Here is a 13,774-nt window from a genome sequence, read left to right as displayed (position 1 = left end):
CCTCCTAAAATAAACGTTTAAAGCTCTCCGGCATCGCCGCTTCAAAAGTCATTTTCTTTTGTGTAACCGGATGGATCAGCTCTAAAATATGACTATGCAGACCTAAACGTCCGATTGGATTTGTTTTAGCTTTATATTTGGTATCTCCGGCAATAGGATGATGCAAATCCTGCATGTGAACACGAATCTGATTCTTGCGGCCAGTGTCTAAATAAATTTCCAATAAACTGTAGCGTGAATTGGATTTTTTCACTTGGTAATGTGTAATTGCCAGTTTTCCGCTTTGATCATGAGAGGAATACACCATCTGTGTTTTCGTTTCTTTTAAATACGATTGAATGGTTCCCTGTTTTTTCTTGAGTTCTCCTTCGACGATTGCAAGATATCCACGCTTAGTCACAATATCATTCCATTTTTCCTGTAACATATTTTTAATTTTCTCATTTTTCGCAAACATTAGTACACCCGAAGTAAACTGATCCAAACGGTGTACAATGAAGATCATTGATTTGGGATCTTTTTCTTTTAAATACTGACGAACCTGATGATAGGCAGTCTTTTCTTTTTCCTTTTCCGATGCCATGGAAAGCAACCCGGAAGGCTTGTTTATCACAATCAATTCCTGATCTTCATAAAGAATATCTAAATGCGTCTGTACCTGTCTTTGCCCTATCGTAATCACATCGCCCTTTTTTAAAGGATAATTAAACTGGGTCTGCATCTGATTATTTACCAAGATCATTTTTTTAGATAATAAGTTTTTTACGTCTTTTTTTGAACGTTTGGGCATGATGGCAAAAAGATAGGCCAAAAGTGGACTATCTTGGTCGACATTAAATCTATTCATAGCTTTCATTCCTTTCGATGTTGAAACGTTTAGTAGTCAATACAATTACCAACGCAATAACGCTCATCAAGGCAAGCAGCCAAAAAATATAGCGGCTGCCAAGCTGATCGTAGACAATTCCAAAGATTTGAGTAAAAACTGCAGAAGCAATCATATAAAATGACATATAGAAGGTGATCGCTGTTGTCACATAGCGGACCGGCACACTGCGATTAATATATTGAATATGCCCGACACTGGCAATTCCGGTCATGAACATATGACATAAAGAAGTCAAAAGGAAGATCGGAAATGATGAGGTTAGGGCATAGATAACCCCGCGCAGAATCTGAGACAAACAAGTGATCGCATATACTTTTTTATAGCCATAAGTACGAATCAGACGTGAAACAACCAGGATAAAAAAAATTTCCGGCACAACCGCAAAAAGCAAATATGTCCCCATTGAGGAAGAAGACAGCTTAAGTGTTGTGACTAAATGATTGCCGACATAGCCGCCTGCCGAATCCATGACTACATTGGTAAACACAGCTAGAACGAGAATGAAAATATAATTTTTATTTTTTATTAAGCTTTTTAAATCTTTAAACAGACTGCTTTGCTTTTTATCACTTTTTGTTTCTTTATTCATTTCCACATTAGGATAAGGAATCAAGATCACCATCGCAATAAATAGAGCCATCAAATAAATTAAAAATAAGGGTCCATCCATTCCAAACATTTCAGCGATTTTGGTGATAACGACACTGCCTACTACATAGCCAAATGAGCCGATTGCACGCAAAACACCGTAATCTCTTCCTTGTTCATTGCAGTAAGTAACACAGACACTATCGCTGATTGGCATCGTGCATGATCGAATAGAAACCATAAAAATAGATGTAATGAGAACTAGTGGGTAAACTGTCTGTTTAGAAAATACATAGGTAATAACAAATGTCAAAAGAATCGATAAACCGATCATCGATTTATAGCGGCGTGTTTTATCACAGATAATGCCCCATAAAGGAGTAAGAAACATAGAGCCAATCAAGGCAACGGAATTGATCTGTCCGATCTGTGCCCCATTAAAACCCAATTTTTCGAAATAGATATTGATAAAGGGTAAAAGCAACCCATTGCTCATAAAATAAACAAAGTAAAAAATACATAGTGCATAAAAATTCCCGTTTTTATTTTTCATAGGTCCCTCGTATTAAAAATAGTTAATCACGGCTGATTAACTATTCACTTGCTTGATATATTTTTCTAGTAATTCTGCAGCGGCGGCACAGACATCGGTGCACGTACGCAGCTCACTTTCTTTTTTTGCACGTATTGCCAGAAGTTCCTTACAGACATAGGATTCATGCTGTAAAGAAAAATCATGGATATAATGTTCGACCAGGTCATAAGTGGATAATTTTGTATTGGCTTTTCCTACCTGACCGTCACTGTTTAAAGCACTTAAAACAAAGATAGCTCCACTAAGAGCCCCACAGGTTCCGCGAACAGCGTGTCCTTTGCCAAACCCCTCAGCTAAGCGATAGAGAATAGATTCTTCAATCCCCAGCAGTTCATAATAAGCACAGGCAACGGCCTGAGCGCAGTTATAACCATGCTGATGATTCCAGCGTACTTGTTCAAGTCGATTCATTTAAACATTTTTCCCTGCTTGCATCGCTAATGCCAACGCACCGCAAATCCCTGCATTATCTCCCAATTTAGGATAAACAATATAGTCTTTAATATGATGCAGGATTTCTTCTTTTTGAACATAGCCATTCAGCATTTCCACAACATATTGATGAATATAACCAAAGATCTGTGCTTGCTTCATGACTCCGCCGCCTAAGATGATTTTTTGAGGTGACAATGTGAGAATGAAGTTCATCAGTGCCTCTGCTAAATAGTATCCTTCCATTTCCCATGCAGGATGATCAACAGGTAAATCATAAGCTTTAGCGCCCCATCTTTTTTCAATGGCTGGACCAGAAGCTAAACCTTCCAAACAATTTTTATGGAATGGGCAGAAACCGTCCGTCGTTTCATCCTGATGCTTAGCTAATAAAATATGTCCCATTTCCGGATGCAGCAATCCATGCACCAATTTTCCTTCAACAATAGCACCGCCGCCAATCCCTGTTCCGATAGTAAGATATAAACAGCTGTCCAATCCTTTTGCACTGCCAAAATAAAGTTCACCCAATGCTGCCCCGTTGACATCTGTATCAAAGGCAATCGGCACTTGATAACGTTCTTTTAACGGTCCTACAAAATCCACATTCCCCCAATTCGGCTTGGGTGTCGATGTAATGTATCCGTAAGTCGGTGACTGAGGATCTAAATCAATAGGTCCAAATGTCCCAATACCCATTGCTTCAAATTCTTCGCCATCGAAAAACTCAAAAACATGTTCAAATGTTTCCTGCGGTGAAGTTGTTGCGAAAGCATCTCGTTTGATGATATTCCCAAACTCATCTCCAATGGCGACTACAAACTTTGTTCCACCCGCTTCAATTGCTGCAAGTCTCATGGTTATTCCCCCTCTAATTTCTATGCCATTTTATTACATTTCCTATCTTACTTCAACCTTTAATTCAATAAAAAATATTTTTTTAAATATGCCTGCATTTTTGCTGACACCTCGGCTTTCATATAGATGCCGTTTTCAAGATATTCGTAATTTAATACATGTGTATTATCCAGCAAGTAAGAGACGATATTCATCAATGAATAAGGCAAGATAACCTCAACAATATGATCATCGCCAAAGAGTGTCTGATCAATTGATTTCATCAATGTTTCCATATTCTTTTCTTCTTTGACAGAAATGAAAACATAAGGATCCAACGGTTCCACTAAGCCGTATTTATTAAGGTCAATCTTATTATAAACATACAACATTTTATTTAGATCTACGCCAAGCTCTTCCAATACCTGATTTGTCACTGAAATGTGTTCACGATAATAAGGAGAAGAGCTGTCTACCACTTGTAAAATCAGATCCGCTTCCTTTACTTCTTCTAAAGTAGAACGGAATGCCTGTACCAAATGATGAGGCAATTGATTAATAAACCCAACTGTATCTGTCAGCAAGAATGTCTTATTATTGTTTAATTTTACTTTGCGGGTTGATGTTTCCAAGGTCGCAAAAAGCATATCTTTTTGCAGCACCGTTTTATCATTCAGTTTTGAATGCTCAACAAAGTAATTCATTAATGATGACTTCCCACTATTCGTATAGCCAACTAAAGCGACAACTTTTTGATCCTGATGTACTCTTAAAATACGTTGTGTTTTACGCTGTTTGACCATCAAAGCAAGATCGTGCTTAGCTTTAACTAGCTGATTGCGAATTAAGCGGCGATCTAATTCAATTTTCTTTTCTCCGCTTCCACGAAAACCGCTTCCGCCCTGTTGTCCTTCCAAATCTTCATTCATTCCCGCTAAACGCGGCAATAAATAATTGTACTTAGCAATTTTAACTTGTAATTTTGCTTCATTGGTTTTTGCTCGTGATTCAAAGATTTTTAAGATTAAATCGGTTCGATCACTGACTTCAATCTCTAAAATATCAGTTAAATTTTTAACCTGCATCGGACTCAATTCCTCATTAAATATAACGAGATCGACATCCCCGGTTAAATTTTTTAATTCCGTTACTTTTCCCTTACCAATGTAAGTGGCAGCGGATATTTTGTCTAAAGCCTGTGTTAATGTATATTTAACCTTAATCTCACATGCCGCACACAATGCCTCTAATTCTCTCATTGATTCTTCTAAATCATATGTCATACCAAAATAACTAACGCCTATAATTATTGCTTCCATATTCTCTCCATTTATACATATATGCCCCATTATAACATATTTATAATATAGGTGATATAATGAAAAAAACAAAGATTTACCTTATCTTATCCATTATCCTTTACATATCTTTTCTTTCTTTTTTCCATATGAGTGATATTGTAACCATCACAAAAGAAGTCAAAGATATGATCATTAACCAGCTCTTTCCAACCCTGTTTCCTTTTATGCTGATCATTACGATCTGTCAAAAAGTAGGGATGATCCAGCTCATTGCTTTTTTTCTGCAGTTTATTTCCCGTCCCTTCTTTCGAGTGTCAGGAAATGCTTTAAGTATTTATTGTTTTTCTATTTTAAGCGGATATCCTACTAATGCGAAGATGATCAGTAATGCCTATTCCCTTAAACAGATTGATGAACGTGAAGCTGATCTGCTTGTCAAATGTGCTCATCACGGTTCGTTTAGCTTTATTGTCTATTTTGTCGGGATGACGATCTTCCACGATATCCGTATCGGCTTTATCTTAGAATTAGCCCATATTTTGCCTACTCTTATTTACTTTCTGATCAGTTCAAAGGGAAAAAGTGAAAAGATGACCTGGTGTAATGCCTGGTATCCGTTTTCCTCAGCCATTTATCAGCATAAAATCTTTGATATCATCAAAGATAGTTTAAAAGAATGCATGATTGCTTTTATTTACATTTTCGGCTTCATGCTGGTGTGTAAAGTTTCTCTGATCAGTTTATCTCATTTATTTAATTCACAGATCATTTTATTTTTAAATGGCGCCTTGGAGTTCAGCTCCGGCATTATTCTATTTAACGGAAGTGCCTACTCATATCATATCAAACTTTTAATGAGTGTTTTCTATCTTTCTTTTGGTGGATTGAGCGTTTTCCTACAAGTCTATCAATTAATGGATCATACGCCTTTTCATTTTAAAAGCTATCTGTTTTTTAGATGTTTTCATGCTTTAGCTTCCGCCTTTTTAGTCTTTATATACCTAATGAATTGACAAAGCCACTAAATTTATATATTATGATATTGATAACTATTATCGATTGGTGGTGAAGCTATGAAAACAACTCGTTATTCTAAACAGCGTGAAGCGATACTTTTAGAATTGCAGAATAGAACCGATCACCCAACAGCGGATCAGGTCTATTATACTTTAAAACAAAAGTATCCTGAATTATCACTCGGAACTGTTTACCGTAACCTTGGCTTTTTAGCGGATAATGGGGATATCTTAAAATTAGATGTCGGAGATGGAACCTATCATTATGATGGAACGATTACACCGCATGTGCATTTTGTTTGCTCATCTTGCAATGAAATTTATGATATCGTCATTAAAGAGGACATTTATCAACAGATTGCCGATTCTATTGATCACCAAGCGGAAAAGATTAATATAACAATCGAGGGTCAATGTGTTAAGTGTCATGCTAAAAGTAAAAATTAGTTTATCTAAAAATCCGGCTGAACAGTCGGATTTTTAGTATGATCACTTTCTTTAAACACACAATAAGATTGGAAAATATCACGTCATTTTATTTATTCATAAACTTGTCATTTAGATAAAATATGCTTCTTTAGGATATCCATGTCTTATTGTGTTACAATCTACCATTTTATATTAACAGGATTCCTATCATATTGACTCTAATGTCAAGATGTGCTTAAATGCAAATAAAGCAAGAAGTCTGACCATCGGATCATATTCCTTGCTTTTTCTTTATTCTTCTATTTTTTCATATCTTCGTTCAACGCGGTCTGTCAGCAAACACATAATTTCATAAGGAATTGTTTCTAACTCCTTTGCCATCTTGACAATAGATAAATGCGGTCCAAAGATTTCGACCAAATCCCCAACCTGCACAGTCTCGTCCACACGAACCATCATTTGATCCATACAGACACGTCCGATGATCTGATAGTTTTTCCCGTTAATATACACCTCACGACCTTGATTCTTACGAATAAAGCCATCGGCATAGCCAATCGGCAAAGTGGCGACATATTCATCTTTAGCCGCAGTATAAGTAAAACCATACCCGACCTTTTCCCCTTTTTTAATATGTTTGACCATCAAAACAGTTGTGCTTAACATCATGACCGGTTTTAGTTCATTATTTTCTCTCCCTTTCGGATCCACCCCATACATCCCGATTCCAAGACGATCCAAATTTGTAAAATCATCATGGCGGTACATTGTTCCAGCACTATTATCCGCATGAACATATTCAAAAGAATACCCTTCAATCATTGTTTTAAAACGCTGCAATTGTTGTGCATACGTTTCATTTTCCTCTTCTGACGCTCCAAAATGCGTAAAGATCCCCGTTACTTTCAGCATTTTGTTTTGCTTAATCAGACGCAGCGCTTCCTCTAATTCTTCTCTAGTTCGCAAACCGATCCGATTCATCCCGGTATCTAATTTAATATGCAGCTTTAACGGCTTAGTAAATTCTTCTTTTACTAATGATTGAATATAATCCATGCTGTAGGCGGTCAATGCTACATTATAAACAGCAGCATATTTCGCATCCTCCCAGCGTGTCGGTCCAATGACCAGCATCTCTTTTTTCACACCGGCAATTCTTAAATCAATCGCCTCTTTAATCGTTGCTAACCCATACATTGCAATCGCCAAATGATTTTCTAATACACTGGCTACTGCCTGATCCCCATGACCGTAAGCATTGGCTTTCAATACTGCCATCAATGGTTTTTGGCTTTTTTTATATATCACATCAATATTATGAAGTAGATGATCTAAATCCACAGTCGCTCTTGTGTCTCGATAAAAATTCATATTTAACACCTCAGTGACTATGATATACCAATGCTTAACGCCTGTCAAAGCAATAATTTATTTTAATACTTCGTTTTGTAAACTGCTGACTACTTCGATCATTTCAGCTTTTGACATTGTCTCTGAATAAACACTGCAAGTCAGACCAGGATAAAGATATTTAAGCTGATTGTTTTCAAACATAGCAACACCGCCTACTAAATCCACTAGTTCAGCAGAGGTATCAATCGTCTGCAGTGTATCACTTGGCTGATCTAAAGACTGAATCAAAGTAAATGCTTTATCGCCGCTGAACTGCAAAATATGCGTCGTTGTTCCATTGATGGAACATTCCTGCTGTTCTGCTAACTGTGTGCCTAATAATTCTAACGGCATTAAAGGAAAATCATCTGTCAGATTTGAGGCAGTTTGGCTGGCAGATAATTGTTCTACGTTAAATAATGATTCATCAACGGTTTCATTGATGCTTACTTTTGTAAATTCTACTTTTACATGTTCCGCTTCATCCTCATCAAACAATGAAATATAAACAGGCACCATGTTTTTATCAAATTTAATTTCCTGTGATACTATTTTTTCATCATGCGGATAAGCGACTGCACTTCTTAAAATCATACCATCTTTAGTTTTTTCAATTTTATTTTCTTTATCAAAATAAGAAAGTAAAGTTTGATAGATGTAAGGTTTATCACTGTTATAAGGCCATTCACTCTTGAACTTATAAACCTGATTCATACTTGGTGTATAAACAAAAACACCATCTGCATTGCGAATAATAATTTGAGACTGGTTAAGCGTTTTATCATAAATATTAACTCTGAATAAATCGCTATCTTTTTTCAAATAATCAACATCCACTTTATAAGTCTTTAGTTCATCGTTTATGGTCATTTCCATATTGGCTTCTAAATGATAGCTGTTTAAATCACTTAACTGATTTTTTGCTTTAGCATCCGATGTTCCCGTTTTGCTTTTATAAAACCAGAAACCACCGCCGGCAAGTAAGACAATGACAATTCCAATAATAATCTTTTTCTTCATAATAACCACCTTTCTATGCAGTTCATTATATGTTTAAAAATTGCAGTTATGACTGAATAAAATACAAATGAACAGCCATAATAGTTTTAAAAGGAGGTAACACAATGAATATTTTATATAAAATTGCATTAGTCTTCACTATTATCGGAGCAATCAACTGGGGATTAATCGGATTATTTGCTTTCAACTTAGTTGAAATGATTTTTGGAACTAGTACATTTTTAACTTCATTGATCTATATCGTTGTTGGTATTTCTGGGATCATCAACATTATGTTGTTGTTTCTTGATTTGGATCAAAAATAAAATAGGTGTTTACCACCTATTCAAATTGGCTCATTGAGCCATCTTTTTTATTTATGCGAATGCGATGCTTCACCAGCTTTAACATAGGCATATCCGTGAGTGAATCCGAATAGCCGTAAGAATTGTCATAATCGATCTCAATATTCTTTTCCTTTAAGATTTCATGTATACGTCTTACCTTTTCTTCACTCTTGCAGTTTTCCCCAATAATCTTGCTGGTATTTTTTCCATCTTTACTTAATGTTTTTGTCCCGATAATCACATCAACAGGAAGATCCGTATATTTTAAATAGACTTCCGGAGAAGCAGAAACAAGATAAATCAGATAGTCCTCTGATTTTTTTTGTTTTAATTCATCGACTACATTTAAGTAATAATGGGGAATCAAACATTCCTGATAAAACTGTTCCAGTTCCTTTTCACTTAAATGATTTAAAGGAAATAAAATAGCTTGTTTCAAGGGAATAAAAGAAATCACTTTTATCCCATACAAAACTCCTAAAAAAGCCATTTTAAATAAATAGATAAAAGTCCATGGATGACGCTTTAAACAAAAATAAATCAGGCGTTTCATGGAATCCTGCGGCAAAAGCGTGTCATCAAAATCAAAGAACGCTATTTTATGCTTCATCACACGCAATCTCTAAAGCAACTTCCATCATTGCTGTAAATGTTTTTTCTCGTTCCTCTGCAGACGTTTCTTCACTGGTTACCAAAGAATCTGAAACCGTCAGCAAAGTTAATGCTTTCTTATTTAAATAGGCCGCTGTAGCAAACAATGCATAAGATTCCATTTCGACTCCCAGACATCCCATTTTAGCCCATTTCAGGTTAGATCCACCCTCTGCCATATAAAAGTAATCCGATGCAATGACATTGCCTACATGGTAGTTTAACTGTTTTGCTTTTGAAAAGTTCACTGCTTTTTCCAATAAAGAATAAGAACTGATTGCACTGTAGGTTCCATTTAATTGATATTGGGCAGCAAAGTTTGAATCTGTACATGCTCCCTGCACAATAATAATATCACGCAAATGAACATCCTCTTTTAATCCGCCGCATGAGCCGATACGAATAATGTTTTCAACACCATAGAATTGATAAAGTTCATGACAGTAAATGCCAATTGACGGCATTCCCATTCCGGATCCCATAATCGATACCGGTTTTCCTTTGTAGTTCCCTGTATACCCTAACATATTACGTACACCGTTAAACTGTACGACATCATCCAAATAGGTTTCTGCCAGAAATTTCGCTCTCAGCGGATCTCCCGGCATTAAAACTGTTTTCGCAATCATTCCTTCTTTTGCTTCATTATGTGGTGTAGCCATCTGTATATCCTCCTTATTTTTTAAATAGCCATCTTCCGTTAGATAATGTATCCCCCAGTGGTTTCCCATCTCTAGCCGCCTTTATGTCACTAATTAAAGCTGTTTCCTCACCTTTGTTATAGGCTAAGACAGCAAAGTAATCTTCTACGACAATGAAGGGTACCATGCGTGAATATACTGTATCGTAATCCACTAACTGACTTGTAATTTCATCATAGAGTGCGCCGTTTTCATCGTCATCAAGATCCTTGAGTGTCAAAACCAGCTGATCGCCAAATTCGTTTTCCAATGCCGGTATGGCATATTCTTTAAACGCTTTGCAGTTGCTGCAGGTGCTGACCGTAAAAACTGTAATATTGATTTTCTCTTCACCTTCAGCCGGTGCCGATGTGCATCCGCTTAAGCTGACCAAACAGCATAAAGCCACGATGCTTAATAACCATTTTTTCATAGTGTAAACTCCCATCTGTAAGCTGATAATCTATCGCCCAATTCTTCATTATTTAAAGCATGCTTAATATCTCGAATCAGTTCTTTTTCTTCTCCCGAGGCATATCCCAGCAAAGCAAACTCATTGTCCATTACAAAAAGCGGGGCATCCCCTCGATAAGATTCATCAAAAAAATAAAGCTGATCACAAATATCATTATAGATCGTCATGGCGGCTTCGTCATCCATATTATAATATTCGATATGAATCGCTTCTTTAAATTCTTTCTCTAAGGCTGGAATCGCATACTCCTTAAAGGCTTCACAGTAGCCGCAGGAATCCCGATAAAAGAATTTCACATTAAAATCTGAATATGTTTTTTTACTTGTAAGGCTGCATCCGGCAATCATCACTACTAAAAACAACAAAAATCCTTTTTTGAACACAGCAACCCCCTCCTAATCATTAATAGTATACCAAAATTCAATAGAAATTACTAAGATTTAGTTAAATAATATATTGCAAAAAAATAATTTAAATAATATAATAATACTGAAGAAGGTGATAAAATGAATTTTAAATGGATTAAAAATGATATCGCAACACCTACGGTTACCATTTATGAGTCCAATTTGACATTAAATAAAGTCGCTTGTGAAAATTTTGCTGACATACGATATGTATTATTAGGTATTGATGAAGATCTCAAGCAGGTTGCCATCAAGCCTATTACAAAAGACGAGATCGATTTAGGGGTCTATCCCCCTAGCCAATTGCATAAAATATCCATTGGTAAAAGTTACGGTAGAATAAGCAATAAAACATTTATTCGCTCTATTGGAGAATTATACAGCATTGATTTTACTGCTCAAAACGGTATTAAATATGATGCCCGCTTCAATGAGAAGGATAAAATATTAATTGTGCAGTTATAAGGGAGGGGTCTAAATGACCATTTGGTTAGTTATTTTAATTTTATCAGTCATTGTTGAAATCGTCACAATCGATTTAGTCAGCATTTGGATCAGTTTAGGTAGTTTAGGTGCTTTGATCGCTTATTTCTTAGGCTTTGATCTAATCGTACAGATTATTGTATGTTTAGTGATTACGGTGCTGTCTTTCATTATCACAAGACCGATCGCGAAAAAGTATTTAACGGGGAATATTGTTCATACTAACACTGATCGTTTAATCGGTAAACAAGGGTTAGTGACAAAAGAGATTCAAGAGGACACTAAAGGGGAAGTCAAAGTCATGGGAAGTACCTGGAGTGCGATTTCGCTTGATAAAGATTTCATCGAAGCAGGAACTCATGTTGAAATCTTAGCCATAGATGGTGTAAAATTAGTAGTAAAGAAAGTATAAAGGAGAGAGTTATATGCCAGGACAAATTATTACCATTGTATTAGTTGCCATTGTTATTTTAATTGGTCTCATGATTGTCGCAAAAACGATTCGTATTGTTCCACAGTCAAACTGCTATGTCGTAGAAAGACTGGGGGCTTACAATCGTTCTTGCAACGTTGGAATACACATCCTCATTCCATTCTTTGATCGTGTTGCCAATCGTGTTTCTTTAAAAGAACAAGTGGTTGATTTCGAACCACAGCCGGTAATCACCAAAGATAACGTTACGATGCAGATTGATACCGTTGTCTATTTCCAGATTACCGATCCAAAATTATTTACTTATGGTGTTGTGCGACCTATTAATGCAATTGAAAATTTAACCGCAACAACATTGCGTAACATTATTGGGGATTTAGAATTAGATGAAACTTTAACATCACGTGACCTTATCAATGCAAAGATGAGAAGTATTCTTGATGAAGCCACAGATCCATGGGGAATTAAAGTACACCGTGTTGAAGTTAAAAATATTATTCCGCCACGTGACATCCAAGAGGCAATGGAAAAACAAATGCGTGCTGAACGTGAAAGACGTGAAGCTATTCTACAGGCAGAAGGTAAGAAAACAGCAGCGATCTTAACAGCAGAAGGGGAAAAAGAATCCACTATCCTGCGTGCCGAAGCAGATAAAGAAGCTAAGATTACAAGAGCGACTGGTGAAGCCGAAGCCTTACGTTTAGTTTTTGAAGCACAGGCAAAAGGGATTGCTTATATCAATGAAGCATCACCACAGCCGGCTTATGTACAATTACAAGGATATAAAGCATTAGAAAAATTATCTGAAGGAGAAGCCACAAAGATTATTATTCCAAGTGAAATTCAGGGATTAGCTGGATTAGTTTCTTCAGTTAAAGAAATCGCGACCGATCCTAAAAAAGAAAAATAAAAAAAGGAGTCTTTGAGCCAAACAGGTTCAAAGACTTTTATTTTATCCAGCCAAAATGTCGACAGGCAAATTCAATGCCATCTTCAGTGTTTGCTTTTGTAACAAACGTAGCTTTCTTTTTCAATGTATCACAAGCATTCCCCATCGCAATTTTAGTCCAGCCATCTTGAAACATAACTAAATCATTATAATCATCGCCAAAGACTACAACGTCATTCAAATTACCGTTTACTAGTTGGATCATCTCGATGATGCCTAGATCTTTCTTGTCATGCTGAAATGTTAAATAGTCTTCAATAAAACGAATATGTCCCACTGTATCTAACAAACTCAGTTCATTTTCTTTTGCTTTAGGAATCGCAATATAAATTTTATAGATGTTCTCATATTCTTCATAAGAACGATTAGAATCTAAAAAATAACGTGTCGGTTCCTTTCTAAATCCAACTTGCTCTATAAAACGCATATTTTTCATTCTCACGTCAATATTATCATCAGTAGCTATTAATATACCAAATCCTGCTTTTTCTGCCTCACAGCATAAAGAAACCGCCTTTTTATGTTCTAATGGGCAATTCTTTATCAACTGGTCATTGATCGTTAAAGCAGCACCGCCATTACTGACGATATGGTGGATTCCTGCCAGTTTCGCAAATGCTTTTGTCTTATAATAAGCACGACCAGTCGCTATACAAACAAAATGTCCATTCTCCTGTAATAAGCGAATAGTCTTTTTTGCACTAGGAATAATTTCTCCGGTTGCTTTATTTGTCAATGTACCATCAATATCAAAGAAAAAATATTTTTTATCCATCTTTTATTTCCTCCCCATTGCCTTTAATTATACGAAAAAAGGAGAAATAGTACACTAAAATGAGTAGAAATCTATCTCTCCTCAACACAAAAAAAG

18 protein-coding genes are annotated in these 13,774 nt (G+C 36.1%); 6 read left to right on the top strand and 12 right to left on the bottom strand.

Features of this window, described 5'->3' with window-relative positions; all coding sequences use genetic code 11:
- Positions 1-4: 4 nt before the first annotated feature.
- From ACLRVU_RS00090 to hflX, 5 genes are read right to left on the bottom strand one after another with little or no spacing between them, the layout of a single operon-like run.
- On the bottom strand, positions 5-847 hold the full coding sequence (locus tag ACLRVU_RS00090) for an RluA family pseudouridine synthase (RefSeq protein WP_412890134.1): 843 nt from the start codon (positions 845-847) through the stop codon (positions 5-7).
- Positions 840-2,030, bottom strand: coding sequence for an MFS transporter (locus ACLRVU_RS00085; RefSeq protein ID WP_412890133.1), 1,191 nt, complete (start codon positions 2,028-2,030; stop codon positions 840-842). The genes ACLRVU_RS00090 and ACLRVU_RS00085 overlap by 8 nt, the downstream gene beginning before the upstream one ends.
- Before the next feature lie 36 nt (positions 2,031-2,066).
- Positions 2,067-2,483: a C-GCAxxG-C-C family protein gene (locus tag ACLRVU_RS00080; RefSeq protein WP_412890132.1), complete on the bottom strand. Its 417-nt coding sequence runs from the start codon at positions 2,481-2,483 to the stop codon at positions 2,067-2,069.
- Positions 2,484-3,362 carry an ROK family protein gene (locus ACLRVU_RS00075; protein WP_412890131.1) on the bottom strand — a complete coding sequence of 293 codons (879 nt, stop codon included), beginning with the start codon at positions 3,360-3,362 and terminating at the stop codon, positions 2,484-2,486.
- A gap of 59 nt (positions 3,363-3,421) precedes the next feature.
- A complete protein-coding gene (gene hflX / locus ACLRVU_RS00070) occupies positions 3,422-4,660 on the bottom strand; it encodes a GTPase HflX (protein ID WP_412890130.1) in 1,239 nt (412 codons plus the stop codon).
- Positions 4,661-4,719: 59 nt separating this feature from the next.
- Here hflX and ACLRVU_RS00065 point away from each other — a divergent pair, with 59 nt between their 5' ends.
- Both ACLRVU_RS00065 and ACLRVU_RS00060 read left to right on the top strand, forming a co-directional pair.
- Positions 4,720-5,655 carry a hypothetical protein gene (locus ACLRVU_RS00065; RefSeq protein ID WP_412890129.1) on the top strand — a complete coding sequence of 312 codons (936 nt, stop codon included), beginning with the start codon at positions 4,720-4,722 and terminating at the stop codon, positions 5,653-5,655.
- Positions 5,656-5,715: 60 nt separating this feature from the next.
- Positions 5,716-6,105, top strand: coding sequence for a transcriptional repressor (locus ACLRVU_RS00060; protein ID WP_147552696.1), 390 nt, complete (start codon positions 5,716-5,718; stop codon positions 6,103-6,105).
- Positions 6,106-6,378: 273 nt separating this feature from the next.
- On the opposite strand, the gene alr is transcribed toward ACLRVU_RS00060, so the two are convergent.
- Positions 6,379-7,458 carry an alanine racemase gene (gene alr / locus ACLRVU_RS00055; RefSeq protein WP_412890128.1) on the bottom strand — a complete coding sequence of 360 codons (1,080 nt, stop codon included), beginning with the start codon at positions 7,456-7,458 and terminating at the stop codon, positions 6,379-6,381.
- Positions 7,459-7,515: 57 nt separating this feature from the next.
- Positions 7,516-8,499 (bottom strand): LolA family protein, encoded by a 984-nt coding sequence (locus ACLRVU_RS00050; RefSeq protein ID WP_147552691.1) that lies wholly within the window; start codon positions 8,497-8,499, stop codon positions 7,516-7,518.
- Between the two features lie 104 nt (positions 8,500-8,603).
- Here ACLRVU_RS00050 and ACLRVU_RS00045 point away from each other — a divergent pair, with 104 nt between their 5' ends.
- Positions 8,604-8,804 (top strand): DUF378 domain-containing protein, encoded by a 201-nt coding sequence (locus ACLRVU_RS00045; protein ID WP_041139625.1) that lies wholly within the window; start codon positions 8,604-8,606, stop codon positions 8,802-8,804.
- A 16-nt stretch (positions 8,805-8,820) separates the two neighbouring features.
- Here ACLRVU_RS00045 and ACLRVU_RS00040 read toward each other — a convergent pair whose 3' ends face one another.
- Genes ACLRVU_RS00040 through ACLRVU_RS00025 form a run of 4 tightly spaced genes read right to left on the bottom strand, consistent with a single transcriptional unit; the run spans position 8,821 to position 11,014 of the window.
- Entirely contained in the window at positions 8,821-9,435 is a 615-nt protein-coding gene (locus ACLRVU_RS00040; RefSeq protein ID WP_412890127.1) for an HAD family hydrolase, read from the bottom strand.
- On the bottom strand, positions 9,425-10,138 hold the full coding sequence (gene deoD / locus ACLRVU_RS00035) for a purine-nucleoside phosphorylase (RefSeq protein ID WP_412890126.1): 714 nt from the start codon (positions 10,136-10,138) through the stop codon (positions 9,425-9,427). Before deoD ends, ACLRVU_RS00040 begins: the two co-directional genes overlap by 11 nt.
- Before the next feature lie 13 nt (positions 10,139-10,151).
- Entirely contained in the window at positions 10,152-10,589 is a 438-nt protein-coding gene (locus ACLRVU_RS00030) for a hypothetical protein (protein WP_412890125.1), read from the bottom strand.
- Entirely contained in the window at positions 10,586-11,014 is a 429-nt protein-coding gene (locus ACLRVU_RS00025; protein ID WP_412890124.1) for a hypothetical protein, read from the bottom strand. The genes ACLRVU_RS00030 and ACLRVU_RS00025 overlap by 4 nt, the downstream gene beginning before the upstream one ends.
- A 123-nt stretch (positions 11,015-11,137) precedes the next feature.
- Here ACLRVU_RS00025 and ACLRVU_RS00020 point away from each other — a divergent pair, with 123 nt between their 5' ends.
- Genes ACLRVU_RS00020 through ACLRVU_RS00010 form a run of 3 tightly spaced genes read left to right on the top strand, consistent with a single transcriptional unit; the run spans position 11,138 to position 12,864 of the window.
- Positions 11,138-11,503 (top strand): hypothetical protein, encoded by a 366-nt coding sequence (locus ACLRVU_RS00020; RefSeq protein ID WP_412890123.1) that lies wholly within the window; start codon positions 11,138-11,140, stop codon positions 11,501-11,503.
- Between the two features lie 13 nt (positions 11,504-11,516).
- Positions 11,517-11,933 carry an NfeD family protein gene (locus tag ACLRVU_RS00015; protein WP_412890122.1) on the top strand — a complete coding sequence of 139 codons (417 nt, stop codon included), beginning with the start codon at positions 11,517-11,519 and terminating at the stop codon, positions 11,931-11,933.
- Between the two features lie 13 nt (positions 11,934-11,946).
- Positions 11,947-12,864 (top strand): SPFH domain-containing protein, encoded by a 918-nt coding sequence (locus ACLRVU_RS00010; RefSeq protein WP_412890121.1) that lies wholly within the window; start codon positions 11,947-11,949, stop codon positions 12,862-12,864.
- Positions 12,865-12,901: 37 nt separating this feature from the next.
- On the opposite strand, the gene ACLRVU_RS00005 is transcribed toward ACLRVU_RS00010, so the two are convergent.
- Complete coding sequence (locus ACLRVU_RS00005; protein WP_412890120.1) at positions 12,902-13,678, bottom strand: HAD-IIB family hydrolase; 777 nt, start codon at positions 13,676-13,678, stop codon at positions 12,902-12,904.
- Positions 13,679-13,774 lie beyond the last annotated feature (96 nt).

The organism is Beduini sp. (assembly GCF_047239305.1).
Taxonomy (GTDB): domain Bacteria; phylum Bacillota_I; class Bacilli_A; order Erysipelotrichales; family Coprobacillaceae; genus Beduini.
This window is presented reverse-complemented; position numbering and strand designations above follow the sequence as displayed.